The organism is Brevundimonas sp. DW-iso22, assembly GCF_058725425.1.
Window position 1 is genome coordinate 405,870 of the sequence record NZ_JBZXEB010000003.1, and the last position, 26,363, is coordinate 432,232.

The 26,363-nt window shown below is 65.7% G+C and carries 27 protein-coding genes; 16 read left to right on the top strand and 11 right to left on the bottom strand.

Annotated elements, in window-relative coordinates:
* Positions 1-20: 20 nt before the first annotated feature.
* Both hrcA and AC4PRM_RS05575 read right to left on the bottom strand, forming a co-directional pair.
* The gene (gene hrcA / locus AC4PRM_RS05570; protein ID WP_373256615.1) at positions 21-1,094 is read right to left on the bottom strand and encodes a heat-inducible transcriptional repressor HrcA; all 1,074 of its coding nucleotides are present in this window, start codon (positions 1,092-1,094) and stop codon (positions 21-23) included.
* The gene (locus AC4PRM_RS05575) at positions 1,091-1,651 is read right to left on the bottom strand and encodes a GNAT family N-acetyltransferase (RefSeq protein ID WP_373256614.1); all 561 of its coding nucleotides are present in this window, start codon (positions 1,649-1,651) and stop codon (positions 1,091-1,093) included. The genes hrcA and AC4PRM_RS05575 overlap by 4 nt, the downstream gene beginning before the upstream one ends.
* Positions 1,652-1,696: 45 nt before the next feature.
* Between AC4PRM_RS05575 and rph the strand changes: the two genes are divergently transcribed.
* From rph to AC4PRM_RS05605, 6 genes are all read left to right on the top strand, one after another.
* Entirely contained in the window at positions 1,697-2,428 is a 732-nt protein-coding gene (rph, locus tag AC4PRM_RS05580; protein WP_373256613.1) for a ribonuclease PH, read from the top strand.
* A gap of 87 nt (positions 2,429-2,515) precedes the next feature.
* Positions 2,516-2,917: a hypothetical protein gene (locus AC4PRM_RS05585; protein ID WP_492039091.1), complete on the top strand. Its 402-nt coding sequence runs from the start codon at positions 2,516-2,518 to the stop codon at positions 2,915-2,917.
* A gap of 54 nt (positions 2,918-2,971) precedes the next feature.
* Positions 2,972-4,126 carry an acyltransferase family protein gene (locus AC4PRM_RS05590; RefSeq protein WP_492039092.1) on the top strand — a complete coding sequence of 385 codons (1,155 nt, stop codon included), beginning with the start codon at positions 2,972-2,974 and terminating at the stop codon, positions 4,124-4,126.
* Positions 4,127-4,163: 37 nt separating this feature from the next.
* Positions 4,164-4,691 (top strand): CHAP domain-containing protein, encoded by a 528-nt coding sequence (locus AC4PRM_RS05595; RefSeq protein WP_487921321.1) that lies wholly within the window; start codon positions 4,164-4,166, stop codon positions 4,689-4,691.
* Positions 4,692-4,722: 31 nt separating this feature from the next.
* Positions 4,723-5,685: a magnesium transporter CorA family protein gene (locus AC4PRM_RS05600; RefSeq protein WP_492039093.1), complete on the top strand. Its 963-nt coding sequence runs from the start codon at positions 4,723-4,725 to the stop codon at positions 5,683-5,685.
* 12 nt (positions 5,686-5,697) lie between these two features.
* Complete coding sequence (locus AC4PRM_RS05605; RefSeq protein WP_492039094.1) at positions 5,698-6,174, top strand: COG3650 family protein; 477 nt, start codon at positions 5,698-5,700, stop codon at positions 6,172-6,174.
* Here the strand turns inward: AC4PRM_RS05605 and mmcB are convergent.
* Genes mmcB through hslV form a run of 3 tightly spaced genes read right to left on the bottom strand, consistent with a single transcriptional unit; the run spans position 6,159 to position 8,546 of the window.
* Positions 6,159-6,602: a DNA repair putative endonuclease MmcB gene (gene mmcB, locus AC4PRM_RS05610; protein WP_492039196.1), complete on the bottom strand. Its 444-nt coding sequence runs from the start codon at positions 6,600-6,602 to the stop codon at positions 6,159-6,161. The genes AC4PRM_RS05605 and mmcB overlap by 16 nt on opposite strands.
* A 55-nt stretch (positions 6,603-6,657) precedes the next feature.
* Entirely contained in the window at positions 6,658-7,959 is a 1,302-nt protein-coding gene (hslU, locus tag AC4PRM_RS05615) for an ATP-dependent protease ATPase subunit HslU (RefSeq protein WP_487921323.1), read from the bottom strand.
* Positions 7,959-8,546 (bottom strand): ATP-dependent protease subunit HslV, encoded by a 588-nt coding sequence (hslV, locus tag AC4PRM_RS05620; RefSeq protein WP_492039095.1) that lies wholly within the window; start codon positions 8,544-8,546, stop codon positions 7,959-7,961. Before hslV ends, hslU begins: the two co-directional genes overlap by 1 nt.
* Before the next feature lie 112 nt (positions 8,547-8,658).
* On the opposite strand from hslV, the gene AC4PRM_RS05625 reads away from it, so the two are divergent.
* Positions 8,659-9,048 carry a BLUF domain-containing protein gene (locus tag AC4PRM_RS05625; RefSeq protein WP_373256605.1) on the top strand — a complete coding sequence of 130 codons (390 nt, stop codon included), beginning with the start codon at positions 8,659-8,661 and terminating at the stop codon, positions 9,046-9,048.
* Between the two features lie 56 nt (positions 9,049-9,104).
* Positions 9,105-9,845, top strand: a complete 741-nt coding sequence (locus AC4PRM_RS05630; protein WP_492039096.1) for a HesA/MoeB/ThiF family protein — start codon at positions 9,105-9,107, stop codon at positions 9,843-9,845.
* Here AC4PRM_RS05630 and AC4PRM_RS05635 read toward each other — a convergent pair whose 3' ends face one another.
* Both AC4PRM_RS05635 and AC4PRM_RS05640 read right to left on the bottom strand, forming a co-directional pair.
* Positions 9,846-11,669, bottom strand: coding sequence for an alpha/beta hydrolase family protein (locus AC4PRM_RS05635; protein ID WP_492039097.1), 1,824 nt, complete (start codon positions 11,667-11,669; stop codon positions 9,846-9,848).
* Between the two features lie 269 nt (positions 11,670-11,938).
* Positions 11,939-12,925: a 2-hydroxyacid dehydrogenase gene (locus AC4PRM_RS05640; RefSeq protein ID WP_492039098.1), complete on the bottom strand. Its 987-nt coding sequence runs from the start codon at positions 12,923-12,925 to the stop codon at positions 11,939-11,941.
* A gap of 99 nt (positions 12,926-13,024) precedes the next feature.
* Between AC4PRM_RS05640 and AC4PRM_RS05645 the strand changes: the two genes are divergently transcribed.
* The 6 genes from AC4PRM_RS05645 to AC4PRM_RS05670 all read left to right on the top strand — a co-directional run bounded on the left by AC4PRM_RS05645 (position 13,025) and on the right by AC4PRM_RS05670 (position 17,899).
* On the top strand, positions 13,025-13,534 hold the full coding sequence (locus tag AC4PRM_RS05645) for an SH3 domain-containing protein (protein ID WP_492039099.1): 510 nt from the start codon (positions 13,025-13,027) through the stop codon (positions 13,532-13,534).
* A 73-nt stretch (positions 13,535-13,607) separates the two neighbouring features.
* Positions 13,608-14,141, top strand: a complete 534-nt coding sequence (gene fabA / locus AC4PRM_RS05650) for a 3-hydroxyacyl-[acyl-carrier-protein] dehydratase FabA (RefSeq protein ID WP_373256809.1) — start codon at positions 13,608-13,610, stop codon at positions 14,139-14,141.
* 61 nt (positions 14,142-14,202) lie between these two features.
* The gene (gene fabB / locus AC4PRM_RS05655; protein ID WP_492039100.1) at positions 14,203-15,432 is read left to right on the top strand and encodes a beta-ketoacyl-ACP synthase I; all 1,230 of its coding nucleotides are present in this window, start codon (positions 14,203-14,205) and stop codon (positions 15,430-15,432) included.
* A 59-nt stretch (positions 15,433-15,491) separates the two neighbouring features.
* On the top strand, positions 15,492-16,787 hold the full coding sequence (locus tag AC4PRM_RS05660) for a cation:proton antiporter (RefSeq protein ID WP_492039101.1): 1,296 nt from the start codon (positions 15,492-15,494) through the stop codon (positions 16,785-16,787).
* 26 nt (positions 16,788-16,813) lie between these two features.
* Positions 16,814-17,611: an enoyl-ACP reductase FabI gene (locus AC4PRM_RS05665; RefSeq protein WP_492039197.1), complete on the top strand. Its 798-nt coding sequence runs from the start codon at positions 16,814-16,816 to the stop codon at positions 17,609-17,611.
* 108 nt (positions 17,612-17,719) lie between these two features.
* Complete coding sequence (locus AC4PRM_RS05670; protein WP_292169985.1) at positions 17,720-17,899, top strand: YegP family protein; 180 nt, start codon at positions 17,720-17,722, stop codon at positions 17,897-17,899.
* Here the strand turns inward: AC4PRM_RS05670 and rimM are convergent, their stop codons facing one another.
* From rimM to ffh, 3 genes are all read right to left on the bottom strand, one after another.
* Positions 17,900-18,424 (bottom strand): ribosome maturation factor RimM, encoded by a 525-nt coding sequence (gene rimM, locus AC4PRM_RS05675; RefSeq protein ID WP_492039102.1) that lies wholly within the window; start codon positions 18,422-18,424, stop codon positions 17,900-17,902.
* Positions 18,425-18,565: 141 nt separating this feature from the next.
* Positions 18,566-19,120 (bottom strand): 30S ribosomal protein S16, encoded by a 555-nt coding sequence (rpsP, locus tag AC4PRM_RS05680; RefSeq protein ID WP_487921331.1) that lies wholly within the window; start codon positions 19,118-19,120, stop codon positions 18,566-18,568.
* 27 nt (positions 19,121-19,147) lie between these two features.
* Positions 19,148-20,674 carry a signal recognition particle protein gene (gene ffh / locus AC4PRM_RS05685; protein WP_492039103.1) on the bottom strand — a complete coding sequence of 509 codons (1,527 nt, stop codon included), beginning with the start codon at positions 20,672-20,674 and terminating at the stop codon, positions 19,148-19,150.
* Positions 20,675-20,970: 296 nt separating this feature from the next.
* Between ffh and ppc the strand changes: the two genes are divergently transcribed.
* Complete coding sequence (gene ppc / locus AC4PRM_RS05690) at positions 20,971-23,667, top strand: phosphoenolpyruvate carboxylase (RefSeq protein ID WP_492039104.1); 2,697 nt, start codon at positions 20,971-20,973, stop codon at positions 23,665-23,667.
* A 137-nt stretch (positions 23,668-23,804) separates the two neighbouring features.
* Positions 23,805-24,110 carry a UrcA family protein gene (locus tag AC4PRM_RS05695; protein WP_492039105.1) on the top strand — a complete coding sequence of 102 codons (306 nt, stop codon included), beginning with the start codon at positions 23,805-23,807 and terminating at the stop codon, positions 24,108-24,110.
* Positions 24,111-24,173: 63 nt separating this feature from the next.
* On the opposite strand, the gene AC4PRM_RS05700 is transcribed toward AC4PRM_RS05695, so the two are convergent.
* Positions 24,174-26,354 carry a M3 family metallopeptidase gene (locus AC4PRM_RS05700; protein WP_492039106.1) on the bottom strand — a complete coding sequence of 727 codons (2,181 nt, stop codon included), beginning with the start codon at positions 26,352-26,354 and terminating at the stop codon, positions 24,174-24,176.
* Between the last annotated feature and the right edge of the window lie 9 nt (positions 26,355-26,363).

Consider the following 26,363-nt stretch of genomic DNA (forward strand, 5'->3'; position numbering starts at 1 on the left):
GTCTTGGTGTGGAGAGTCGTTCAACTGTCTTGTCCGTCCAGCATTCGGCCCAGCACCCGGGCGGTGTAGTCCACCAACGGGATGATGCGCGCATAGTTCAAACGTGCGGGTCCGATGACGCCGATGGCGCCCAGCACCCGCTGGCGGCCCGACATATAGGGCGCCGCGATCACGGCGGAACCCGAAAGTGAAAAGAGTCTGGTTTCAGCGCCGATGAAGATGCGCACGCCCTGGGCCGTCGACACACCGTCCAGCAGGCCGATCAGCTGTTCCTTCTGCTCCAGATCGTCGAACAGGACGCGGACCCGCTCTAGATCCTCGACCGTCTCGTGATCGTGCAACAGATTGGCGCGGCCGCGCACGATCAGGGCCCGCTCGCGCTCGGCCCCGCCGGACCAGGCGGCCAGACCGTCCTCGACCAGGCGGGCGGCGGCGGCGTCCAGTTCGCGCCGGGCCGCATCCAGCTCGACCCGCATTTCGCTGCGCGCCTCGTGCAGGGGACGGCCCTTGAGCCGGGCATTGAGGAAGTTAGACGCCTCCTGAAGGGTCGAAGGTGTAACCCCGGCCTTCAGCGGCATGAGCCGGTTCTCGACCGTGCCGTCGTCGCCGACCAGCACCGCCAAGGCCTGATCATGACCCAGGGCCACAAACTCCACGTGTTTGACGCCCGCATCGCGCACCGGGCTGGCCACGATGCCTGCGCCGCCGGCCAGACCCGACAACAGGGAAGAGGCTTCGTTCAACGCCTCTTCGAAGCCGCGCCCGCGACCGGCCAGGCGGCCGTCGATCTCGCGTCGCTCTTCGGCCCCGATATCGCCGATCTCCAGCAGGCCATCGACGAACAGCCGCAGGCCTGCATGGGTCGGTATCCGTCCCGCCGAGGTGTGGGGTGACGCCAGCAGGCCCGCCAGGGTCAGGTCCTGCATGGTATTGCGGATGGAGGCCGGCGACAGGGCGATGCCGGTCATGGACAGGGTCCGCGACCCGACCGGCTCTCCGGTTTCCAGATAGCCCTCGACGATGCGGCGGAAAATGTCGCGGGCCCGGCCGTCGAGCACCGACAGGGAGGCGGAGGGGGAGCCGATGAAGGTCATGCTTGAAGCGCCTGTCTGGATTGCCAGTCCGTCTTCTCAAGTCGCATGACCAGACAGTCATCCTCATCGAACATCCGGCGACCGACCTCGACGAAGCCGAGACGCCGGTAGAACCGCTGGGCCGCGGTATTGCTGTTCAAAGGGTCGATGATGACGGCGGTCACCCCCGCCTCGGCGAAGCAGCGGTCGATCATCCGGGTCATCATCTGGGTGCCCACGCCGCGCCCCAGCCATTCGGGCGGTCCGATCCAGATGTCGACGGCGCGCAGTCCCGGCTCTATGTCACCCCAGTAGTGGCTGGGTTCGGTGTGCGGATCGCAGACGGCCATCGCCCCGACGGGCCGGCCGTCGACCTCGGCGATCAAATAGGTCAGTTCGTAGGCCGAGTTGGTGACCTCCTCGGCCCAGTCGCTGCCGAACGCGACATCGGCATCCGGATCGTCGTTGGAGCAGGCGATGACGTGCGGCTCGCGGTCCCAGGCGGCCAGGGTCGGCGCATCGGCGAGCGTCGCCGGTCGCAGGGTGATGCCGGGGCTGGCGGGGGGGGACACGGTCATGGTTTCAGGATAAGCAGCGCGGCTGTTACCTCCAAGGACCATCTCATGACCGTCTCGCCCCGCCCCTCCGGCCGCACCCCCGAACAGCTTCGTGCCGTGACGCTTGAGACCGGCGTCAATCGCTATGCGGAGGGCTCGTGCCTGGTCACCTTTGGCCACACCAAGGTGCTGGTCACCGCCTCGGTCGAGGACAAGGTGCCGGGCTGGATGCGCAACTCGGGTCAGGGCTGGGTGACGGCGGAATACGGCATGCTGCCCCGGGCCACCCATACGCGGGGCCGTCGCGAGGCGGCGGCGGGGAAGCAGTCGGGCCGGACACAGGAAATCCAGCGTCTGATCGGGCGCTCGCTGCGGGCCGTCGTCGATCTAAAGGCCCTGGGCGAGCGGCAGGTCGTGCTGGACTGCGACGTGGTCCAAGCCGACGGCGGCACGCGCACCGCCGCCATCACCGGGGCGTGGGTCGCCATGGCATCAGCCTTCGATTACCTGCGCGCTGAGGGCGTCCTGAAGACCGATCCGATCCTGGACCAGGTCGCGGCTATCAGCTGCGGTGTGTGCAGCGACCAGCCGGTGCTGGACCTCGATTACGAAGAGGACTCCAATGCCGAGGCCGACAGCAATTTCGTCCTGACCGGCTCGGGCACCATCGTCGAGATCCAGGCCACGGGCGAGAAGCGCGGCTTCAGCCGGGGCGAATTCGACCGGCTGTTCCAGCTGGCCGAGGGCGGCTGTGCCGAGCTGTTCGCCCTGCAAAGGCAGGCCCTGGGGCGCGTTTGATCGCGTGAGGCGATGCCGGAGGCGGGTTTATTCGCGCCTTGAACCATGCCTAAGGTGACGGGTCCCGCGTTCGCATGGAGTCCCGTGATGCGCCTGCCCCTCCTCGCCGCCATTTCCCTGTCTCTGATGCTGGCCGCCTGCGGACAGAACACCTCGACGCCCGATATCGACGAGGCCAAGGGGGGCGATGAGGTGATTGCGGCCCCGTCGGCGGAAATGCCCATGGACGCCCCGCCCCAGGAAGAGGTCGGCCCGGGCGTTGAGCTTGCTCCGGGGGATCAGGCCGCCGCGGGTGAACCAGGTTCCTGCCTGGCCGAGGTCGGGGCCCAGGCCTCGGCCCGGCTGGTCGAGCGCTGCATCATGGTCAGCCCCGCGACCCGTCCGCCCTGCAATGCCGCCAATCCTTGCACGATGATCCAGGGCGAGATCGACCGGGCCTGCGGCCAATACGGGCCGGACGAGACCAAGCCGGCGGAATGCGCGGCCTGAGGCCTCCGGCACAGGTTTAACGGTTCCTAGACCCTGAGGTTGTAGCGTTTTGGCATGACCTCGATTCCGACCCTCGGTCAGGAGGCTCCGGCCGACCTGCGCGCCCTGACCACCCTGCGGTTCTTTGCGGCCCTGTGGGTCGTGCTGTTCGCCGCCTGGCCGCATCTGGACGTGGCTTTCACGCCCAATGTCGTGGCCAAGGGCTATCTGGGGGTCGAGACCTTCTTCATCCTGTCCGGCTTCATCCTCAGCCATGTCTATCTGGAGGGGGCGGGCACCAGGAACTTCTCCTATGGCGGCTTCCTGTGGGCGCGGCTGGCGCGGGTCTATCCGCTGCATCTGGCGACCCTGTTCGGTATGATCGCCCTGGGTCTGGGGGCGACCGTGGCCGGGATCGCGGTCAGCGACAGCCTGCTGGACTGGCGCTCGCTGTTCGCCCACCTGACCCTGACCCAGGCCTGGGGGCTGGCCCCTTCGGCGGCCTTCAACCATCCGTCCTGGTCGATCTCGGCGGAGTGGTTCGCCTATCTGAGCTTTCCCGCCTTCGCCTTCGTCGCCTGGCGACTGCGCGAGCGGCCGGTGCTGGCGACCGCGCTGGCGGCGGGCCTGGCCCTGGCGATCTATGCGACCTTCCAGCCGCTGGCCGGGTTTTCCCTGACTGAGGCCACCTTCCTGTGGGGCGCGCTGCGTATCGTGCCGTGCTTCATGCTGGGGTGCGCGCTGTATCTGGTGCATCGGCGCTGGACCTTGCCGTATGCGGGCTGGATCGCGGCAGTCTGCGCGGCGGGGATGGTGATCGCCGCCTCGCTGAACCTCTGGGACCCGATCATCGTCCTGTTCGCGGGTGGAGTGATCCTGGCGCTGGGGTCGGTCCAGAACGCCAGGGGTGGGCTGATGGCCTCGGCGGCCGGAGTCTATCTGGGCGAGATCAGCTATTCGATCTACATGGTCAATGCGCCGGTCCTGCTGGTGGGGGTCAACCTTGCGGCCAGGGCGACCGGGGCCGAGGATCGTCTTCACGTAATCGTGTGGTTAGGCGTCGTGGCGCTCATTCCTGTGGTGGCGGCGGGGACCTATCACCTGATCGAACGCCCGGCCCGCAAGGCTTTGCGCGGCATGGCGGATCGGCGTTCGGCGCGGTCGGCTGCGGCGAAGGCTCACAAGGAAAATGCCGAAAGGGGACTTCACCCCTCGGAAACGATCGGTTAGGTCTGGTTACAGTCAGTAACAATCCGGACTGCACCGTATGTTGAAACGCCTCTCGGCCGCCTTGGTTGCACTGACCCTCGGTTTTTCCGCCCTGGTCGCCGCACCCTCCGTTCAGGCCGATGCGCCATACTGGCAATGCGTGACCTTCGCCCGCATGTTCTCGGGCATCAACATCTACGGCGACGCCCTGACCTGGTGGGGCCAGGCTAAAGACAAATACACCACCGGTGAGCGCCCCCAGACCGGTTCAGTCCTGGCCTTCCGCCCCAGCGGCCGCATGAGCCGGGGCCACGTCGCCGTCGTTTCCGAAATCGTCACCGACCGCGTGATCCGCGTCACCCACGCCAACTGGGGTGGCAGCCGCGGCAAGGTCGAGGAGAACGTCACGGTCGTGGACGTCTCGGCCAACGGTGACTGGACCGCCGTCAAGGTCTGGTACAATCCGATCAACGACCTGGGCTCCTCGGTCTATCCGACCTACGGTTTCATCTACAAGGATGCGCCCGCCCCCTCGCGCGACGGCGTGATGATGGCCTCGGTCAACATCGGCAGCGGCCAGAATTGATCGGTTGAGGCCGCCGGGCTAGCTGTAGCCCATGATCCACATCTACTGCTCCAACGGACGGCGATGCGAACCGGTGGAGGTGGCCAGCGAGGAGTGGACGCTGCCCCCGAACGCGGTCTGGATCGATCTGATCGACCCGACGCCGGAAGAAGACCGCATCGTGGAGCGGTTCCTGGCCCTGTCCGTGCCGACCAAGGCCGAGATGGCCGAGTTGGAGGCCTCCAGCCGCCTGTATCGCGAAAACGGGGCCACCTATGTCACCGCCGACATCATCCATCGGGGTGATGAGGACATTCCTGCCGCAGATCCAGTGACCTTCGCCCTGACCGGCGGACCGCTGGTCACAGTGCGCTATTTCGATTTCAAGCCCTTCGCCATGATTGTGGAAAAGCTGCAGCGCGAACCCTCGTCCTGCGACACGGGCGTCGACGTCTTCCTGCATCTGATGGAGGCGATCGTCGACCGGGCCTCGGATGTCCTGTCGACGAACGGCGCGCGGGTCGAGGCGGTGGCCAACCACATCTTCACCGGCGGGCGTACGGTCGGTTTCGACCGGCTGATCGGCAAGCTGGGCCGGGCTCAGATCGCCAATGCGCGGATCGAACAGAGCCTGTCCGGCCTGGCCCGCATCTTCGCCTTCGCCGCCCTGGATCCCGGGATCGAGAAACATCCGGATTCGCGCGAGCATCTGCGCTCGCTCACGCGCGATGCCCAGAGCCTGATCGCGCACAATCAGTCGGTGGCCGCCTCGATCAATTTCCAGCTGTCGGCGGCGCTGGGGCTGATCAACATCGAACAGTCGTCGATCATCAAGATCTTCTCTGTGGCGGCGGTGGCCTTCATGCCGCCGACCCTGATCGCCTCGATCTATGGCATGAACTTCCAGCACATGCCCGAATTGGTCCAAGGCTGGGGCTATCCGGCGGCGCTGGCCGCCATGGTGGTGGCCGCTCTTCTCCCGCTGGCCTGGTTCAGGCACAAGGGTTGGCTCTAGGAGATATCAGCCATGCGTCTGCTTGCCCTCGCCACCCTGTCCAGCCTGGCCCTCGTATCCTGTTCACCGTCGGGTGACACCGAGATCGAGGCCTCCGAAGTCGCGGCACCGCCCCCGACGCTGGCCGGCGTCGATCTGAGCCAGCCGGTCCGCGCCCTCGGCACAGAGCCCTTCTGGAGCCTGGAGCTGACCGGCACCGACATGGTCTACACCAGCCCGGAGCCGGGCGAACTGCGCGCCCCGCAGCCGGCCGCGGTGGTGCAGGGCACGGTGGCGATGTTCGAGGCCGCGACCGCCGACGGCCAGCCGATGAACGTGACCCTGACGGCCACCGAATGCTCCGACGGCATGAGCGACCGAACCTATCCCCTGACCGCTCTGGTCGAGATGGGCGAGCGGACCCTGACAGGCTGCGCGGCCTCGACGGCAGCGATCATGAGCGCAGGCGAAAGCGGTCCGGTCGTAACCCCGGCTCAGCCCGCCGGCTGATCGCGCAGGGTTCGGAGCGCCCCCAAGCGGGCGAAGGCCAGCGTCAGGGCCTTGCGCCGTGCCGGGGCCAGCGGCGTCACCGGAGCCTCGCGCACCACCGCCCCGCCAAAGCCATCGGCCACGATCAGGCCGGGCATGTCCGATAATATATCCTGCGGAAACTCCGGTGCGACGGCAAAGAAGAAGGCATCGCAGAAGGGGGCGTACTCCCCCCATTTCCGGTCGACGCGATAGTCCTCGATCCCCGACTTGACCTCGCAGATGACGATGTCGCCGCGCCGCCCGATCGCCATGACATCGGCGCGCCGCCCATTGGGCAGGCAGACTTCAAGAAGCGGCGCATAGCCCAGGTCGATCATCAGCCGCGCCGCCCCGCGCGTGACGGCCAGGGTCGTCTGCGGGCGGCTGAAGACCAGGTCGATGGACAAAAGCTCGGGCACTCGCCCTTATGTTCCGCCTTCGTTCCAGACTCAAGGCCTGCAGCTACAGGATGAACCGGCTCAGGTCGGCGTCGCGGGCGAGGTCCCCCACCTTGTTGCGCACCTGATCGCCGTCGAAACTGACGGTCTGACCGGCGAGATCCGAGGCCTTGAAGCTGGTTTCCTCCAGCACCTTTTCCATTACGGTCTGCAGGCGTCGCGCTCCGATGTTTTCGATGGTGGTATTGGCCGCCACGGCGGCGTCGGCCATGGCCTCGACCGCGTCGGGGGTGAAGGTCAGGGTGACGTCCTCCGTCGCCAGCAGGGCCTGGTTCTGACGGATCAGATTGGCCTCGGGCTCGGTCAGGATGCGCACGAAGTCGTCCCGCGTCAGGGCCTTCAGCTCGACCCGGATGGGCAGTCGCCCCTGAAGCTCGGGCAACAGATCGCTGGGCTTGGCCACATGGAAGGCCCCCGAGGCGATGAACAGCACATGATCCGACTTCACCGGTCCATATTTGGTCGAGACCGTGGTGCCCTCGATCAGGGGTAGCAGATCGCGCTGGACCCCCTCGCGCGAGACGTCCGCCCCCGACGCGCCCTGGCGGGCGGCGACCTTGTCGATCTCGTCCAAAAAGACGATGCCCTCGTTCTCGGCCAGCAGCAGCGCCTCGCGGGTCAGGCTGTCCTGATCCAGCAGTTTGTCGCTCTCTTCGGTGATCAGGGGGGCGAAGGCATCGCGGACCGCCAGCTTGACGGTCTTGGTGCGATTGCCGCCCAGCTTGCCCAGCATTTCGGACAGATTGATCATGCCGACATTGCCGCCGCCGGGCAGGTCCATCCCCTGCATGGGCGAGGCGGTGTCGGCTAGCGACAGTTCGACCTCCTTGTCGTCCAGTTCACCGGCCCGCAGCTTCTTGCGGAAACTGTCGCGGGTGGCGGGCTGCGATCCCGGTCCGACCAGAGCGTCCAGGATGCGCTCCTCGGCGGCGGCCTCGGCCTTGGCCTTGACGCCCACGCGGCGGCTGTCGCGCACCATGATCAGGGCCGCCTCGACCAGGTCGCGCATGATCTGATCGACGTCGCGGCCGACATAGCCGACTTCGGTGAATTTGGTGGCCTCGACCTTGATGAAGGGCGAACCGGCCAATTTGGCCAGCCGCCGGGCGATCTCGGTCTTGCCCACGCCGGTGGGCCCGATCATCAGGATGTTCTTGGGCGTCACCTCGTCGCGCAGATCATCGGGCACGCGCTTGCGGCGCCACCGATTGCGCAGGGCCACGGCCACGGCGCGCTTGGCGTCGTTCTGGCCGACGATATAGCGGTCCAGCTCGGAAACGATCTCGCGGGGGGAAAGGTCGGTCATCAGAGGCTTTCCACCGTCAGGTTTCCATTGGTGTAGACGCAGATTTCGGCGGCGATCTTCATCGCCTTGCGGGCGACCTGCTCGGCATCCAGTTCCGTCTCCTCGATCAGGGCGCGGGCGGCGGACAGGGCATAGTTGCCACCCGAACCAACAGCGGCGACGCCGTATTCCGGCTCCAGCACATCACCCACGCCGGTAACGGTGAAGATCGACGAGGCGTCGGCGACCAGCAGCATCGCCTCCAGACGGCGCAGATAGCGGTCCGTCCGCCAGTCCTTGGCCAGATCGACGCAGGCCCGCGCCAACTGGTCCGGATACTGCTCCAGCTTGGCCTCCAGCCGTTCGATCAGGGTGAAGGCGTCTGCGGTCGCTCCGGCGAACCCGGCCACGACCTTGCCGCCCGCCAGGACACGCACCTTGCGCGCGGCCCCCTTGACGATGGTTGGCCCCATGGAGACCTGGCCGTCACCGGCGATGACCGTGCGACCATTCTTGCGCACCGCCAGGATGGTGGTGCCGTGCCAGCCGGGGGAGGCGGTGTCGTGTGTCTGCGTCATCCCGCTCAAATGGCGACCGAAATGCGGCATGCAAGACGAAACAGAAGCAAATTCAACGCCGCCTTTGAGTCACATTTCGACCAATGTAACGGGTTACATCTGCAAACAATTACCCCGCAAATGCCCAGATTGAGAGAACGTCGTGCTCTATCGCGTCATCTACGTGAGTGAATCCGTCGGTGCTACTGGTGTGTCGACCCAGTCGGTCGCGGAAATTCTGGGTGCCTCGGACCGCAACAATCGACGCGACCACCTGACGGGCTGTGTCCTGTTCCACGAAGGCCGCATTGTTCAGGCGATCGAGGGCGGGCGGGTCGATATCGACCGTCTGATCCGCCGCCTGCTGGTCGATCCGCGTCATACCGGAATGCGTATCATCGTCGATACGCCGATCAGCGCTCGCATGTTGCACGAGCCCATGGGTCTGTGCAGCGATCCCGCCGCCATGATGCGTCGGATTGGTCTGACCTCTCTGAACCGACTGACGGCGTCTGACGTCGAGGCGATGCTGGAGCAGCGTCTGGCTGCGTGATTCACAGCGCCTGATCGAGCGTGACCGCAGGCACGGATGCGACTATCGCAAGTGCCGTGACTTTTTCCGATGAAGAAATCGAACGCTATGCCCGGCACCTGATGCTGGCCGAGGTCGGCGGGCCGGGGCAGCAACGGCTAAAGGCCGCCCGCGTCGCCCTGGTCGGCCTGGGGGGTATCGGGGCTCCGGCCAGTTTGTATCTGGTGGCGGCGGGGGCCGGGACGCTGCGGCTGATCGATGACGACACGATCGCCCTGTCCAACCTTCAACGCCAGATCCTGTTCCAGAGCGCCGATGTGGGCCACGCGAAGGTCGAGGTCGGAGCCGAGCGTCTGACGGCATTGAATCCACACGTCCAGATCGAGGCCGTGCCCGAGCGGCTGACCGACAGCAATGCGGCGACCCTGCTGGCTGACTGTGATGTTGTCATCGACGGGACAGACGACTTCGAGACCCGTTTCGTCGTCAACGCTGCCTGCGTCGGCACCGGAGTTCCTCTCGTGTCAGGTGCCTTGGGCCGCTGGAGCGGACAGGTCGGCGTGTTCGCAGGCCAACCCTGCTACCGCTGCCTGGTTGCTGACACGCCGCCCGACGCCGAAACCTGCGCGCGTGTCGGCGTGGTCGGGGCGCTGGCCGGTGTGATCGGGGCCATGGCGGCGATGGAGGCCATGAAGCTGATCACCGGTGCAGGCCAGCCCCTGACCGGGCGGTTGCTGATCTACGACGGTCTGGCCGCCGCGACCCGCGTTGTTGCCGTCACCCCCGACCCGGGCTGTCCGACCTGCGGCGGCGCTTGATCAGGCGAAGGCCTGTTTCAGCAGAGTGACATAGCGCGTCATCAGCGCCTTTTCGCGCGACGCAGGCCAGTCGGCGTGGCCCTGGTCTTCGACTTCGATCAACTCGACCGACTTGTCGGCAGCGCGCAAGGCATCGCGCATCCGCCGCGACTGGATCACAGGCACGATTGTGTCGTCCACGCCATGAACCAGCAAAACGGGACAGACGATCTCGGAGGCCCGCCGTCGCGGTGAAGCGGTCGCCAGGGCAGGGCCGATGACATCGGGTTCGCCGATCCGCTTGGTCCAGAAGTCGTAGATCTGTTTGCCTGGTGTATCATCCTCACGGTTTTCCCATGCCAGCATCTCGGGCAGGTCTCCGACACCACAGATGGCGATACAGGCTTTGTAAAGTTCGGGGCGACGTACCGCCCCCATGAGGGCTGCATAGCCGCCGTAGCTGGTGCCCATTATGCCCACGCGATTGGCGTCGAGGCTCTTGGTGGCGATGACTTGGGCCACCGCATCTTCGACGTCTTCCTGCATCCGGTCGCCCCAGCGGGTCCATCCCTGCTGAGCGAAGGCCAGGCCATAGCCCCCGGACCCCCTGAAGTTGGGACGCAGCACCCACCAGCCCTGCGCTGCCAGGATCTGAACCTGCGTGTCCCAACTGCGTGTATCGCGCACCTCTGGCCCACCATGTGGCAGGACGACCAGTGGACCCGGTCTGCCACCGGGCGGCGCGGTCAGATAGGCCTCTATCTCCGCGCCATCGCGCGTACGAACGGCGAGGGTCTCTGTAACGCCCAGCCGTTCGATATCCAGCTCCAGCGCCGCGCCGACATTGACGATGGCGCGAGCTGTCCGGTCATAGAAAAACCAGGCTCCGGGCTCTGCGGGCCCCGTGACACGCAGCATGAACCGGTTCCGCTGGGCGTCGATGTCGGTCAGGTGGACATCGCAGTCGTCGTCGAAGAACCGGTTAAGCCCGGCGTGCAAGGGCGTCAGCGCGGGTTCGTTGAACTCGTACTCCAGCCGAGCGCCGTAATAGGCGGCCCCTACATATTTGCCCGCCGTGTCTTTCAGCCCATAAACGACATCCCGACCGGGACGGGCGCTCATGGCCGGACCCATGGTCAGGCTGCCCAGATCCAGTTCGCGGATGCATTCGGTATCCTCGCCCTCTGCCCGCGCCGAAACCAGGACGGTGCCGGGCCGGTCGGTCGCGGCGATCCAAGCGAAGTCTGGAGAGTCAGCCACCCGCGAGCGGCGCAGCAGCTTCCACTCGGTCTCGCCAGGCGGCCTGGCGAAGACGGTCTCCATCGTACCGCGCGCATTAATGTCGTGCCGCAGAACCGGCATGCCGTTCTGCGTGTTCCAGAAAAAGGTGTTGATGTTGCCGCGTTCTATGATCTCGGTGCTGCCGGTGTTGATGTCGACCCGGTGAATGGCCAATCGCCCATCGCTTTCCCATGCGGTCATCAGCACATTGTCCGGATCGTTCGGCAAAAGATCGATGACCCGGCCCATGTCCAGGGTTGCGCGCAGTCGTCTGCGCTGGCCCTGGAACAGCAGGACGACGTCACCCCGATCCGCCCCAACCGAAACAACGCGGCGAGACGTGTACTCAACGCCGGCGATCCGCCGATTGGATCCGGGTCGCGTCCGAGAATCGGTCGTCGCCGTTACGGCCACGCGGACCAGTAGCCGGTCGTCATTGCCCCATTCCATGGCTTCCGCCGTGATGTCGCCCAGGTCGATACGCTTGCGCTGGCCTTCGGGATCGTCGGCTTCGATCAGGTCTATGACGCCGTGAGGAGCTTCTTCCGTGCCAATGTCCTGCAAGACGGCGATACGCCGGCCGGACGGCGATAGAGACGCACCGCGCGTGTGTGGGCAGGGGAAGAAAGCCTCAAGAGGATAGGCAGTTGTTTCGGCCCTCGCACTTCGAGGCGGGGCCAGGCCGGCCAATGAAAGGGCTCCGGCCCCAGCCAGAACCATCCGCCGCGACAGCGCAACCTGCGCCGCTTCCGTCAATCCACAAGTCATGAACGTTCCCCCGAACCACCGTGTCAGCGGACCTCAGTCGGATGATCGCGTCAAGATGCCTGCGCCTAGAACATCGCCGGGATGACGCGGTCCGGCGGGCGGTGGCCGTTCTGGAAGGTCATGATGTTGGCGATCACGCGGTCGCCCATGTCTTGGCGGGCCTCCAGTGTGGCGGAGCCGAGATGGGGCAGGAGGACGACATTGGCATGGCCCAGCAGGCCGGGATGGATGGCGGGCTCGTTCTCATAGACGTCCAGCCCGACCCCGGCGATGCGTCGTTGGGAGACTGCCTCGGCCAGGGCCGCCTCGTCGATCAACTCGCCGCGCGCGGTGTTGATCAGGATGGCGTGGGCCTGGAGGCGGGCCAGCCGCTCAGCGGACAGCAGGTGGTGGGTGTCCTTGGTTGCCGGACAGTTCAGGGAGATGATGTCCATCCGGGCCAGCATCTGGTCCAGATCGTCCCAGTAGGTTGCGCCCAGGTCCTCGGCGATCAGGGGACTGACGGCCTTGCGGTTATGATAGTGGACCTGGATCCCGAAGGCCCTGGCCCGGCGCGCCAGCGCCTGGCCGATGCGGCCCATGCCGATGATGCCCAGCCGCTTGCCCCACAGTTTTCGCCCGCACATCCAGGTGGGGGTCCAGCCCTCGAACTTGCCGTCAGCGACGACCTGGGCTCCCTCGACGATGCGGCGGCTGGCGGCCAGAATCAGGCCCATGGCCAGGTCGGCGGTGTCTTCTGTCAGAACGCCCGGGGTGTTGGTGACGATCAGGCCGCGACCGACGGCGGCATCAATGTCGATGTGATCTACGCCCGCGCCGAAGCTGGCGATCATTTTCAGCTGTTCGCCGGCACCTGAGAGCAAATTGGCGTCGATGGTGTCGGTGATGGTCGGGACCAGGACATCGGCACGCTGCACCGCCGCTTCCAGCGCGGCGCGATCCATCGGGCGGTCGGTCAGGTTCAGTTCGGTGTCGAACAGCTCACGCATCCGCGTTTCGACCGCGTCCGGCAGGCGTCTGGTTAATACGACCTTAAGTTTGGGCGCGGACATTGGGAGCCTTCGATTCAACGAGCGTATCCGGTGTCTAGCAAAGCTCGCCCTCACATCCAAAGACGGGGCCTCCAAAGACTGGCTGTCGTCACGGCCATCATGGGTGCCGCCGTCCTGGCGGGCGCAGGCCAGGCCATGCCCGATGGTCGGCCGACACCGTCGGGCCAGCCCGTGCCGCGCTGGCTGTCGCTGAAATCGGACGAGGTCCGCGCCCGCCACGGTCCCGGTCTGGATTACCGAATCCTGTGGGAATATCGCGTCCGCAACCTGCCTGTGCAGGTGATCGCCGAGACCAAGGAGTGGCGCAAGATCTGCGACCCGGATGGGGCCGTCGCCTGGGTCCACCGCAGCGTGGTCTCCAGTCGCCGCAGCGTGATGAACCGCTCTGAGGCCGAGATCGGCATCCATGCGCGCCGCTCCGACAGCTCGCCGTTGCGTGCCCGCCTGTCGCCTCACGCCCTCGTATCGGTCGACGAATGCGAAGAGGGCTGGTGCCGGGTCCAGGCGGGACGCCGTCGGGGGTGGGTCCGCCAGTCCGGTGTCTTCGGGACGCAGGAACGGGCTCTGTGCAATGCTGCGCGCCCGGCCGGAACGGGACGCGCCTCCTAAATCATTTGAGCGGGGCGGACGGGTCGTGTACCCCCACGGCAACACCGACCTTTCGGAGCCCGCCGTCTTGAGCCTGTCGAAATATCCGTCGTCGTTCGATTACGAAGCCCTTCTGGCCTCGGGCCGGGGAGAGCTGTTCGGGCCGGGCAATGCCCAGCTACCCGCGCCGCCGATGCTGATGTTCGACCGCATCACCCAGATCAACGGCGACGGCGGAGCCCACGGCAAGGGCTATGTCGAGGCCGAGCTGGATATCCACCCCGACCTCTGGTTCTTCCAGTGCCACTTCATCGGCGATCCGGTCATGCCCGGCTGCCTTGGCCTGGATGCCATGTGGCAGCTGGTCGGCTTCTACCTCGGCTGGATCGGTGGCCCCGGAAAGGGCCGCGCCTTGGGCGTCGGCGAAGTCAAATTCACCGGTCAGGTCCAGCCCGACGTCAAGAAGGTGGTCTACAAGATCGACCTGAAGCGGGTGATCAACCGCCGCCTGGTCATGGGCATCGCCGATGGCGTGCTGGAGGCCGACGGACAGGTGATCTACACCTGCAACGACATGCGTGTCGGCCTGTTCGGCGGCGGCGAACCCGTGGACGCGGCGGCCAACTAACCCCACTTGCAGACAGACCGCGGTCAACGCGGCGACTGATAAAGATTTGAAGGAAACCACCATGCGTCGCGTCGTCGTCACCGGACTGGGCATCGTCTCCTCCATCGGCACCGGCCAGGATGAGGTCGCGGCTTCGCTGCGCGAGGCGAAATCGGGCATTCAGGCGGCTCCGGACCACATCCAGCATGGCTTCCGCAGCCAGGTCTGGGCCCCGCCGTCGCTGGGCGTGACGGCCGAGGACTGGGCTCCGCATGTCGATCGCCGCGCTGCCCGCTTCCTGGCCAACGGCACGGCCTGGGGTCACATCGCCTTCGAGGAGGCGCTGAAGGACAGCGGCATGACGGCCGACGAGATCAAGTCCGACCGCATCGGCCTGATCGTCGGCGAGGGCGGGCCTTCGACCCAGGTCATCCTTCAGGCGGCCGCAACGACCGTCGAAAAGAACTCCCCCAAGCGCATCGGGCCGTTCGCTGTGCCCAAGGCCATGGCGTCTGGGCCGTCCGCCGTGCTGGCGACCTGGTTCCAGCTCAAGGGCATTAACTTTTCGATCAGCTCGGCCTGTGCGACGTCCGCCCACTGCATCGGCGCGGCCGCGGAACAGATCGCCTGGGGCAAACAGGACGTGGTCTTCGCAGGCGGCGTCGAGGACATCGACTGGTCGATGTCCAACATGTTCGACGCCATGGGCGCCATGTCTTCGAACTTCAACGAAACCCCGGGCAAGGCCAGCCGCGCCTATGACAAGGACCGCGACGGCTTCGTCATCGCCGGCGGCGCGGGCATCGTGGTGCTGGAAGAGTATGAGCGGGCCGTGGCGCGCGGCGCGACCATCTACGCCGAGGTTACCGGCTACGGCGCCAATTCCGACGGCTATGACATGGTCGCCCCCTCGGGCGAGGGCGCCGAGCGCTGCATGAAGATCGCACTCGAGATGGCCGGCAATCCGCGGATCGACTATCTGAACCCGCACGGCACCTCGACGCCGGTCGGTGACTCCAAGGAAATGGGCGCTGTGCGCAACGTCTTCGGCGACCAGATGCCCATGATCTCCTCGACCAAGTCGCTGACGGGGCATTCGCTCGGCGCCGCCGGGGCCCAGGAAGCCATCTACTGCCTGCTGATGATGAAGAACGGCTTCGCCGCCGAGAGCGCCCACATCGAAAACCTCGACCCCGAGTTCGAGGGCATGCCGATCCTCAGGAAGCGCCACGACGGCGAACTGAAGCACGTCATGTCCAACTCGTTCGGGTTTGGCGGGACGAACGGGACGTTGATCCTGTCGAAGGTGTAATCGGCAACGGCTTCCGCCCGAGGACGCTATAGTCGGCCTCCACAGGCCAGGAGCGGTTCTTGAACTTCGACCCCTACATCGTCTTTCTGCTCGGTCTCGGCGGCGTGGTCCTGCTTGTTTCATGGGCCCCTGTGGGCCTGAAGCGTTTGCCACTGACGTTGGCGATACTTTGTGTCGCAATCGGTGTGTTGGTGTTCAGTGCCGGTGCGCTGTCGTTCAACCCGGATCCACGCACCTGGGACACGGCGACAGAACGGCTGACCGAACTGGTGGTGATCATCAGCCTTCTGGGGGCCGGGCTGAAAATTGATCGTCCGCCAGGTTGGCGGGCGTGGTCGACGACCTGGCGGCTTTTGGCCATAGCCATGCCCCTGACGATAGCTGCTGTAGCCTTGCTGGGATGGGCAGGCCTGGGCTTCAGCCTGGCCATGGCGCTGCTGTTCGGTGCCAGTATGGCTCCGACGGATCCGGTGCTTGCGGCAGACGTACAATGCGGACCGCCCGGTTCAGGCGAAGATGACGAGGTTCGCTTTGGCCTGACTTCCGAGGCCGGGTTGAACGACGCGCTCGCATTTCCTTTCGTCCACCTGGCCATCCTTGCTGCTGCGGGCGGACTGGCAACCCAGACCGGTCTCGTCGACTGGTTTGGCGTCAAGGTGGTCTGGAAGCTACTGGCAGGGCTTGGTGCAGGCTGGCTGATTGGCAAAGCTATAGGCTTCATGCTGTTCCGCAGTCGGCGCGGTCCATCGCGGCTCGGCGACGGCCTGATCGCCCTGGCCGCCACGCTGATCGCCTACGCCTTGACCGAGATGGTTCAGGGCTATGGTTTTCTTGCCGTCTTTATCTGCGCCGTCGTCATTCGCGGGTTCGAGCGAGACCACGAGTTTCATCAGGAGATGCACGACTTCTCCGACCAGATTGAGCGGCTGCTGATCATGTTGCTGCTCGTGCTGTTTGGGGGCGCGCTGGCCAATGGTCTTCTGTCCAGCCTGACATGGACGGACGCGCTGATCGGCCTGGCAGTGGTCCTCGTCGTCCGTCCCGTCGCGGGTCTGATCGCCATGACAGGCTCGCGCCAGCCATGGCGCGAACGGCTTCTGCTGTCCTTCCTTGGCATTCGCGGTGTGGGTTCGGTCTATTACCTGGCCTATGGCCTCAACCACGGCGAATTTGGCGACAGTGAGCGCCTGTGGGCGATCGTCGGCTTCATCATTTTGTTGTCGATCATCGTGCATGGGGTCACCGCCACGCCTCTTCTGGCCCGCCTGGCCAGGCGTGACAGCTCATGCGGTTCCCCGGCCTTTCCCGCTGCGCCCGCCCCTGCTAACCCTCCCCGCTCGAACAACGGAGACTGACCATGGCCACCGAATCCGCCTGGAACATGCCGACCGGCGAACTGATGAAGGGCAAGAAGGGCCTGATCATGGGGGTGGCGAACGCCAACTCCATCGCCTGGGGCATCGCCTCGCAGCTGGCCGCCCAGGGTGCCGAGCTGGCCTTCACCTATCTGGGCGAAGGGCTGGAGCGCCGGGTGCGTCCGCTGGCCGAAAGCGTCGGGGCCAAGCTGCTGATCCAGGCCGACGTCACCGACGACGCGTCCATGGATGCAGCGTTTGAGGAGCTGGAGAAACAGTTCGGCACCATCGACTTCGTCGTCCACGCCATCGCCTTCGCCAACAAGGACGAGCTGAAGGGCAGCTTTGTCGAAAACACCAGCCGCGACAGCTTCCTGCTGGCCATGAACATTTCGGCCTTCAGCTTTGTGGATGTGTCCAAACGCGCGTCGAAGCTGATGCCCAACGGCGGCAGCCTGGTCACCCTGACCTATCTGGGATCCGAGCGGGCCATTCCGAACTACAACACCATGGGCGTGGCCAAGGCCGCGCTTGAGGCGGCGACCCGCTACATCGCCCGCGATCTGGGTCCCAAGGGCATCCGCGTCAACGCCATCAGTGCCGGTGCCATGCGGACCCTGTCGCTGGCGGGCATCTCGGGCGGGCGGGGCATGATCGCTCAAGGCCGCGCCATGTCGGCCATGAAGGAAGACACCTCCATGGAGGGCGTCGCAGGGGCCGCCCTGTGGCTGTGCTCGGACCTGGGCTTCTCGACCACGGGCGAAGTCATCCACGTTGACGCGGGCTTCCACATGATGGGCATGGCGGCGGACGAAGAGAGCTGATCCGCACGGCAGCACCCCCACGATCCTGTGTAGGGTGGCCGACATTTGAACATTGACGGCCCTGATGGCTGTGCCAGCTTCACCGTGTCCAAACGAGGGAGTGGTCACATGGCCCACAAGTTCGAAATCTACAAAGACAAGGCTGGCGAGTTTCGAGTTCGCTTCAAGCACAACAGCGAGACCATGTTCTCGACCGAAGGCTATGCGTCCAAGGCGTCCGCCAAGAACGCCATAGAGTCGATCAAGAAGAACGGTCCCGACGCGCCGATCGACGATACGACGGACTGATCAGTCCGGCTCGCGCTCGCCGATCTCGACGGGACGCACCACTCTCAGCCAGCCGTCGGCGATGTGCAGGTCGGGTACGCACTCACGCGTAAAGGGCAGGTACCAGGTCTGGCCCCCCTCGGCGGGCGCGATCTCCAGCATGTCGTCGGCCCCGAAGTTCTGGACCGATTTGACCGTGCCCAGCACGACCTCGTCCGGGTCGCGCGCCTGAAGTCCGACCAGATCGGTCAGGTAGAATTCGTCCTCGTCGGGGGCGGGCAACAGATCGCGCGGCACGTGCAGCTTCAACCCGCGCAGGGCATCGGCCTGTTCCTTGGTGGCGATCTCCTTGGCGCGTCCGACGACTGCGGACTTCTCAGGCCGGGCGCTGGTCAGGGTCAGGCCGACGCTTCCGTCGGCGCGCAGCAGCGGGCCGTAGGCCAGCAGCGACATAGGGTCGGCGGTATAGGCGGTCACCCGCACCTCGCCCTTGACGCCGAACCCTCCGGCGACCTGGCCGACGAGGATGAGTTTGTCCTTGGACATCGAAAACTCCGCTCGTCCCGGCGATTGACGGGACCCATATCGAAAAGCCGCTGTCCAGATAGCAGAAAAGCAGCGCCCGAACGTCGAGCACTGCTTTCTGTCATCAAGGCCCCGACAGTCGTCGGGGTGAGCGGATGAGGCTTAGGCCTCGGTCTTCTCTTCAGCGGCAGGCTCTTCCGCAGCCGGGGCTTCCTCGGCAGCGGCTTCGGCAGGAGCCTCTTCCGCGGCAGGCTCTTCAGCCGGCGGGGCGTTCTTGGCGGCTTCGGCAGCAGCGGCGGCTTCTTCCTTGGCGCGGGCGGCGGCTTCGGCAGCCTCGACCTTGGCGGCGGCTTCGGCTTCGGCGCGGTCGGCTTCGCGCTGGGCGCGCTCGGCGGCACGTTCCTGGGCCTTCTTGCCGGGCTGGGCCTTGTTCGGGTTGTTGGACTGGGTCCACTTGACCTTGTCGGCCAGCGTCTCGTCCTGGCTCAGGAAGCGGGCGACGCGGTCGGTGGGTTGTGCGCCCTTGCCCAGCCATTCGGCGATGCGGTCGGCCTTCAGCACGACGCGCTTCTGCTCGCCGTCACGCGGCAGCATGGGGTTGTAGGTGCCGACGCGCTCGATGAACTTGCCGTCGCGCGGCGAGTGGCTGTCGGCGACGACGATGTAGTAGTAGGGGCGCTTCTTGGCGCCGCCGCGGGCCAGACGAATCTTCAGCATTTTCAGTCTCTTTCTAGGAAATAAAGGTCAGTTCTTCTTGGTGGGTAGGCCGGGCAAGCCAGGCAGCCCCCCCGGGAGTTGTCCGCCGCCCAGGCCGGCGAACCGGTCCTGGAGGGCTTTCATCTGTTCGGCGTCGGTATCGGGCAGCTTGCCGCCGCCCATGGCCTTCAGCCGGGCCATGTCGGCCCCGCCGGGCGCGCCGCCGCCCAGACCGCCCATCATGGCGGCCATCTGCTTCAGGCCCTTGCCGCCACCCTTGGACATGGACTTGACCATGTCGGCCATCTGGCGGTGCTGTTTCAGCAGGCGGTTGACGTCCTGCACCTCGACCCCGGCCCCCGCCGCGATCCGCTTCTTGCGGCTGGCGTTCAGCAGGTCGGGCTTCTTGCGCTCGACCTTGGTCATTGAGGAGATGATGGCTTCCTGACGCAGGATCATGCGGTCGTCGATGTTGGATTCGGCCATCTGGGCCTTCATCTTGGCGACGCCGGGCAGCATGCCCATGATGCCCTGTAGACCGCCCATCCGCTTCATCTGCCGAAGCTGCGCCGCCAGATCGTTCAGGTCGAACTGGCCCTTGGCCAGCTTGCGGGCCATGGCCTCGGCCTTGGAAGCGTCCAGGTCCTGCGACGCCTTTTCGACCAGGGCGACAATGTCCCCCTGACCCAGGATGCGTCCTGCGACCCGGCGGGCGTCGAAGACTTCGAGCTGATCGACCTTCTCGCCCGCACCGATGTATTTGATCGGCAGGCCGGTGACGGCCCGCATCGACAGCATGGCCCCGCCGCGCCCGTCGCCGTCGGCGCGGGTCAGAACGAGGCCCGTGAGGGGCAGGCGCTCATGGAAGGCGCGGGCCGTACGAACCGCATCCTGGCCGGTCAGGCTATCGGCGACCAGCAGGGTCTCGACCGGTTTGGCGATGGCGGCGACCTCGGCCACCTCGGCCATCAGGGCCTCGTCCAGGGTGATGCGACCGGCGGTGTCCAGGATCAGGACGTCGAAGCCCTGAAGCTTGGCCGACTGCAGCGCCCGGCGCGTGATCTGGACGGGGCTTTCGCCTGCCACGATCGGCAGGGTGGCGACCTCGATCTGCTTGCCCAGGGTGGCCAGCTGTTCCATCGCCGCCGGACGGCGTGTGTCCAGCGAGGCCATCATGACCTTCTTGCGGTCGAACTTGGTCAGGCGCAGCGCCAGCTTGGCCGAGGTCGTCGTCTTGCCGGAGCCTTGCAGGCCGGACATCAGGATGACGGCGGGCGGGGTGGCGTTCAGATTGATCGGCGTCGGCTCTTCGCCGCCCAGCATTTCGACTAGGCCGTCATAAACGATCTTGACCACCTGATCGGCGGGCTTAACCGAACGGATGACGTCCTCGCCCGTGGCGCGCTCGGTGGCGAAGGCGATGAAGTCCTTGACGACGGGCAGGGCGACGTCGGCCTCGAGCAGGGCCACGCGCACCTCGCGCATCGCCTCCGTCACGTCCTTTTCGGACAAGGCCCCGCGACCGGTGATCCGGTCGAAAACGCCTGACAGTCGCTCGTTCAGAGCCTCGAACATACAAACCTCATATGGCGCAGGCGAAACGGCTCCATACGACAACGGCCCCCGGCGACGATCACGTCGGCGGGGGGTTCTCGCCATCCTCGTCCTGAACTGTCAGGGGTCGTGATGGTGGAGACGCGAGTTTCACTTGCGTCGGAAGCGGCGGCTTATGGGGGAAAAGCGGCGGATTGTCGACCCCTGCGCACCGAAGTCTGCGCCACACACTCGGTTTCAGCGTTACCGATTGCTGTGGCCAGGCTGGAAAGCGCTGATACGGTGGGTTTCCAGCCTCCCCGCTGAGAGAAGAAGCCATGATGCAAGCCGCCGATGACCAACTGCGTGACGAGGTTCGCCTGCTGGGCGGTCTGCTGGGCGAGGTGATCCGCGACGAGGGTGGGCAGGATCTGTACGACCGGATCGAAGCCGTGCGGCAGGCTTCGGTAGCCTATCACCGCGATGCGGCATCGCAGGATGCGTCGAAACTGGAAGCCCTGCTGGCCGAGCTGTCGCTGGATCAGGCGGTTGGACTGGCGCATGGGTTCGCGGCCTTTTCCCTGTTGGCCAATGTGGCGGAAGACCGCGCAGGTAAGCGTCGGGCAAAAGATCAGAGCGCGGCCGGCGCGCGGGCCGATACGCCGGAAGGAGCCTTGGCGCGGCTTCAGGCAGCCGGACAATCCACGCAGGATGCGCGAACCTTGCTGGCAAGGGCGCTCATCTCTCCGGTCCTGACGGCCCATCCATCGGAGGTGCGGCGCAAGAGCGTCATCGACCGGATTACGACGGTTTCGGACCTGCTGGATGGCTGCGATCGCGAGGGAGACGCCTGTTCACCCGAGGTGCTGAACGACCGGCTGCGGCGTCAGGCCACCATCCTGTGGACCACGCGACTGGTGCGCCAGACGGGGCTGGTGGTGCAGGACGAGATCGACACGGTGGTGTCGTTCCTGGAGCGCATCTTCCTGAAGGTCGCCCCGGCCCAACTGGCCGACTGGCGACGGCGACTGGATGCGCCGGACCTTGGCCCCTTCATCCGCATCGGAGCCTGGGTCGGCGGCGACCGTGACGGCAATCCCAATGTGGATGCAGCCGCGCTGAAGGCGGCGTTTGCGACGGCGGCGCGGGCGGTGCTGCGCTTCTATCTGGACGAGGTGAACACTCTGGGTGCGGAGCTCAGCCTGTCAGGGTCTCTCGCCGGGGTGTCGCCAGAACTGGCGGCGCTGGCCGGAGGATCGGGTGATATCTCTCCGCATCGGGCAGACGAGCCCTATCGCCGGGCGCTGAGCCAGATCTATGCGCGGCTGTCTGCGACGCACGTCTGCCTGACAGGGCGGGCGGCGCCCAGGCCCGCGCCCTTCGAGGCCGATGCCTATCCCAATCCTGCGGCCTTCCGGGCCGATCTGGGGGTGCTCCACGACAGCCTGATCGCCCATCATGGAAGGGTTTTTGTCGACGATGCCCTGACGAATCTGATTGCTGCCGTAGATGTCTTCGGCTTCCACATGGCAACGCTGGACCTGCGCCAGAACTCGGATGTGCATGCGCGGGTGGTGGCGGATCTGCTGAAGGTCGCCGGCGTATGCGAGGACTATGAAGCGCTGGACGAGGAGGCGCGGCTGACGATGCTGGAGACGGAGCTGGCCTCGTCGCGACCCTTGTTCAATCCGTATGCGGATTATCGGGCTGAAACGCTCAAGGAGCGCGCGATTCTGGAGGCTGCAGCCCGGGCACTGACCGATTTCGGCCCCCAAGCAATCCGCACCCATGTGGTGTCCAAGACCGATGCGGCATCGGACCTGCTGGAAGTCTATCTGTTGCTTCGGGAGGTGGGGCTATATCGACCGGACGCCCCGCAGTCCTGTCCGATCCAGGCCGTGCCTCTGTTCGAGACGATCGACGATCTGCGGGCCTCGCGCCCGACGCTGGAGCGGCTGTTGAAAGCGCCTTCGGCTCTGGCGGTTGCCGAAGCGCGCGGCGTTCAGGAAGTGATGATCGGCTATTCGGACTCCAACAAGGACGGCTCCTACCTGACCTCCACCTGGGAACTGCACGAGGCGTCGCGCGCCCTGCTGGAGGTCACCGATGCAGCGGGTGTTCGACTGCAACTCTTCCATGGGCGCGGCGGGGCAGTCGGGCGCGGCGGAGGCTCCAGCTTTTCGGCCGTCCTGGCCCAGCCAGAGGGCACAGTGGCGGGTCGTATCCGAGTCACCGAACAGGGCGAGGTCATCGCCAACAAATATGGCGAGCCGGAAGTGGCGCGGCGCAATCTGGATGCCCTGACCTGCGGTGTTCTGCTGGCGTCCCTGGCTCCTCCGCCGGATGCGGACCTGACCCGGCGGCATGGATCGACCCTGGCGCGACTGTCCACGGCCTCCATGTCGGCCTATCGGGCGCTGGTGTACGAGACCGAGGGCTTCGTCGACTATTTCCGCGCCGCCACACCGATCGCCGAGATTGCCGACCTGAAGATCGGTTCGCGTCCGGCGTCGCGGACATCCTCCACCGCGATCGAGGATCTACGGGCCATTCCGTGGGTCTTCAGCTGGAGCCAGTCACGCGTCATGCTGCCCGGCTGGTTCGGCTTCGGCTCGGCTATTGCGGGCGAGGATATGGACGAGCTTCAGGCCATGGCCCGCGACTGGCCCTTCTTCCGCACCCTGATCCAGAACATGGAGATGGTGATGGCCAAGGCGGACATGACCATCGCCCGACGTTATGCCTCGCTGGTGCCGGACAGGGCGCTGGCCGACCGCGTTTATGGGGCGCTGCTGCAGGAGTGGGAGCGGACCCATGCCGCAGTCCTGGCCATCACCGGGCAGGATCGGCTGCTGGGCGGCCAGCCGGAACTGGACCGCCTGATCCGCCTGCGCATGCCCTATGTCGAGCCGCTGAACCACGTTCAGATCGAATTGATCCGTAGGCGGAGGAGTGGTGACGATGACCCCCGTGTGCGCGAGGGAATTCTGCTGGCCCTGAACGGCGTGGCCGCGGGTTTGCGCAACAGCGGCTGAAGCTGGGCCAAGCATGTCGGCGATTTAACGAAGACGTCGCCATTCCGACTTGGAAGTCGAAAGCCACTGCCACAGACCGTCGGTATCTCCCGCTGCGTCGCCGCCAAGAGCGACGTTGACCTCCGCAGGAGTTCGCCATGAAGACGCTTATCTCTCTCTCCGTCCTGATTCTGGCTGCTGTCGCTACGCCTGCGCTGGCCCAGTCGCCTCTCCTTGCCGACGGTCGCGTTCAGGTCCGCATCGGTGATCTGGACCTGTCCACTATCGCCGGAGCGGGCGTTCTGGACCGCCGCATCGACCGGGCTGCCCGCTCGGCCTGTGCAGGCGGTGTGGGCTTGCAGGTTCACCGCTGTCGTGTCGCCGTACGCAATGATCTGATCGAGGCTTTGCCGGTCGCCCGGCGTCACGACTACGCGCGCAGTCGCGCCACCAACGTAGTCTGAGCCTAGAAAAGGGGCCCGGCGGATCGCTCCACCGGGCCCATTCCTGTTTCTGTCTGATCGGCTTTAGTTGGTCGGGAAGCCCCGAACCTTCAGCAGTGCCGCCACGTCGGGGTCGCGTCCGCGGAAGGCGCGATAGGCCTCGGCGCGGTCGGTGGTGTTGCCCGGGGCCAGCATGATCGACTTGAAGCGGCCGGCGATGTCCGGATTGAACACGTCGCCCGACTCCTCGAAATAGGCCCAGGTGTCGGCGTCCATCGTTTCGGACCACAGATAGCTGTAGTAGCCCGCCGAATAGGCGTCCGAGGTGAACAGGTGATTGAACTGCGGCAGGCGGTGCCGCATCACGATCTCCTTGGGCATGCCATAGCGTTCCAGCGAGGCCTTCTCGAAGGCGTCGATGTCGGTCGGCGGCGTGGCCTGCGTATGCAGGTCCATGTCCACCAGGGCCGAGGACAGATAGCTGACCGTGGCATAGCCCTGGTTGAAGGTAGACGCGGCCTGAACCTTGTCCACCAGCGCCTGGGGCATGGGTTGGCCGGTCTCATTGTGCTTCAGGAAGCCGTCCAGGATCGGACGCGATAGCACCCAGTGCTCGTGCACCTGTGACGGATACTCCACGAAGTCGCGGGGCGTATTGCCATACGACGGATAGGTCACATTGGAGCTGTAGTAATGCAGGGTGTGCCCGAACTCGTGGAACAGGGTCTCGGCGTCGTCCAGCGAGATCAGAACCGGCTGGCCGGGCTCGGCCTTGGTGAAGTTGTTGTTGTTCGAGCCCAGGATCGCCTTGGAGCCATCCAGCGTCGAGAAGGATCGGTAGGTGGTCATCCACGCGCCCGAACGCTTGCCGGGACGGGCGTAGTCGTCGACGTAGTACAGGCCGATCAGGCGACCGCTGGCCTTGTCGTACAGCTCATAGACCTCCACGTCGGGGTGGAAGGTCGGCACCGTGCCCTTGGCCAGCGGGCGGAACTCGAAGCCGTACAGACGCTCGGCCATGGCGAAAGAGCCGGCGCGCACGGCATTCAGCTCGAAGTAGGGCTTCAGCTCGTTCTGATCCAGGTCGTACTTGGCCTTGCGGACCTTCTCGGCGAAGTAGAGGTAATCCCAGGGTTCGATGTCGAAACCGGCCAGGGCCTTCATGTCGGCGACCTCTTCGGCCACACGCGCCTTGGCCGGAGCCCAGACGCGGTTCATCAGCGACATGGCCGCAGCCGGCGTCTTGGCCATGGTGTCCTGCATGCGCAGTTCGGCATGGTTGCGATAGCCCAGCAGCTTGGCGCGCTGGTCACGCAGGGCCACGATCTCGGCAATGATCGCATTGGTGTCATTGGCGTCGCCATTGTCGCCGCGGTTGACGAACTTGCGCCAGACCTGCTCGCGCAGGGCACGGTCGTCGGCGAAGGTCAGGAAGGGATCGACGTCCGAGCGCGTGTTGACGATGGCCCAGCCCTGAAGGTTGCGCGAACGGGCGGCCGCGGCAGCGGCGGCCTTGTTCGAGGCGGGCAGGCCGGCGACGCCGGCTTCGTTCGGAATGACCGTCCAGGTGTTCTCGTCGGCGACGACGCGCTGGCCGAAGCGGGTGAAGGCGGTGGACAGGGCGGTGTTAATCCGGCCCAGCTCGGCCTTGCCGGCGGCGTCCAGATTGGCACCGGAGCGGATGAAGCTGTCGCGGCTGCGCTCGGCCAGGCGCTTCTGCTGGGCGCTCAGGCCCATGGCATCGGCATTGTCAGCGACCGTCTTCACGCGCTGGAACAGCGGCGCATTGAAGTTGATCTCGTCGAAGAAGGCCGACAGCAGGGGCGACATCTCCGTGTCCACCGCATCATAGGCCTCGCCGCCGATGTTGCCGGTCATCACGCTGTAGATGTTGACGATCTGGTCCAGCGGCGCGCCCCACAACTCCATGGCGACCATGGTGTTGGCAAATGTGGGGGCTTCGGGATTGTTGGCGACGGCGGCCACATCGGCGCGCGCCAGATCCATGGCCTCGATCATCGCCTCGCGCAGCTTGGGCGCGGTGACCTTGTCCCACGGCGGCACCCCGTCATACGGCCCGGTCCAGGGCTGCAGCAGCTCCGCGCGCGGGGTCTGGGTCGGCAGGACAGCACGGGCGATGCGCGCTTCTTCGGCCAGGGACGCCGCGCTGGGGGCGTCGGTGCCGGTCATTGACATGCCGTTGGAGGCGCAGGCGGACAGCGCCAGAAGGCTGCCCCCGGCGATAAGGAGTTGGCGTCTGTGCATAAGAAGCTC

Bases quoted from the DNA above. Each gene is read 5' to 3' on its own strand.
- hslU (WP_487921323.1), bottom strand. From the start codon at position 7,959: ATGACCGACCTTTCCCCCCGCGAGATCGTTTCCGAGCTGGACCGCTAT.
- hslV (WP_492039095.1), bottom strand. From the start codon at position 8,546: ATGCCGCATTTCGGTCGCCATTTGAGCGGGATGACGCAGACACACGAC.
- AC4PRM_RS05605 (WP_492039094.1), top strand. From the start codon at position 5,698: ATGCGTCTGCTTGCCCTCGCCACCCTGTCCAGCCTGGCCCTCGTATCC.
- AC4PRM_RS05640 (WP_492039098.1), bottom strand. From the start codon at position 12,925: ATGTCCGCGCCCAAACTTAAGGTCGTATTAACCAGACGCCTGCCGGAC.
- AC4PRM_RS05600 (WP_492039093.1), top strand. From the start codon at position 4,723: ATGATCCACATCTACTGCTCCAACGGACGGCGATGCGAACCGGTGGAG.
- AC4PRM_RS05665 (WP_492039197.1), top strand. From the start codon at position 16,814: ATGCCGACCGGCGAACTGATGAAGGGCAAGAAGGGCCTGATCATGGGG.
- fabB (WP_492039100.1), top strand. From the start codon at position 14,203: ATGCGTCGCGTCGTCGTCACCGGACTGGGCATCGTCTCCTCCATCGGC.
- rpsP (WP_487921331.1), bottom strand. From the start codon at position 19,120: ATGCTGAAGATTCGTCTGGCCCGCGGCGGCGCCAAGAAGCGCCCCTAC.
- AC4PRM_RS05595 (WP_487921321.1), top strand. From the start codon at position 4,164: ATGTTGAAACGCCTCTCGGCCGCCTTGGTTGCACTGACCCTCGGTTTT.
- rimM (WP_492039102.1), bottom strand. From the start codon at position 18,424: ATGTCCAAGGACAAACTCATCCTCGTCGGCCAGGTCGCCGGAGGGTTC.
- AC4PRM_RS05575 (WP_373256614.1), bottom strand. From the start codon at position 1,651: ATGACCGTGTCCCCCCCCGCCAGCCCCGGCATCACCCTGCGACCGGCG.
- rph (WP_373256613.1), top strand. From the start codon at position 1,697: ATGACCGTCTCGCCCCGCCCCTCCGGCCGCACCCCCGAACAGCTTCGT.
- hrcA (WP_373256615.1), bottom strand. From the start codon at position 1,094: ATGACCTTCATCGGCTCCCCCTCCGCCTCCCTGTCGGTGCTCGACGGC.
- ffh (WP_492039103.1), bottom strand. From the start codon at position 20,674: ATGTTCGAGGCTCTGAACGAGCGACTGTCAGGCGTTTTCGACCGGATC.
- AC4PRM_RS05700 (WP_492039106.1), bottom strand. From the start codon at position 26,354: ATGCACAGACGCCAACTCCTTATCGCCGGGGGCAGCCTTCTGGCGCTG.
- AC4PRM_RS05670 (WP_292169985.1), top strand. From the start codon at position 17,720: ATGGCCCACAAGTTCGAAATCTACAAAGACAAGGCTGGCGAGTTTCGA.
- AC4PRM_RS05645 (WP_492039099.1), top strand. From the start codon at position 13,025: ATGGGTGCCGCCGTCCTGGCGGGCGCAGGCCAGGCCATGCCCGATGGT.
- AC4PRM_RS05585 (WP_492039091.1), top strand. From the start codon at position 2,516: ATGCGCCTGCCCCTCCTCGCCGCCATTTCCCTGTCTCTGATGCTGGCC.
- AC4PRM_RS05695 (WP_492039105.1), top strand. From the start codon at position 23,805: ATGAAGACGCTTATCTCTCTCTCCGTCCTGATTCTGGCTGCTGTCGCT.
- ppc (WP_492039104.1), top strand. From the start codon at position 20,971: ATGATGCAAGCCGCCGATGACCAACTGCGTGACGAGGTTCGCCTGCTG.
- AC4PRM_RS05590 (WP_492039092.1), top strand. From the start codon at position 2,972: ATGACCTCGATTCCGACCCTCGGTCAGGAGGCTCCGGCCGACCTGCGC.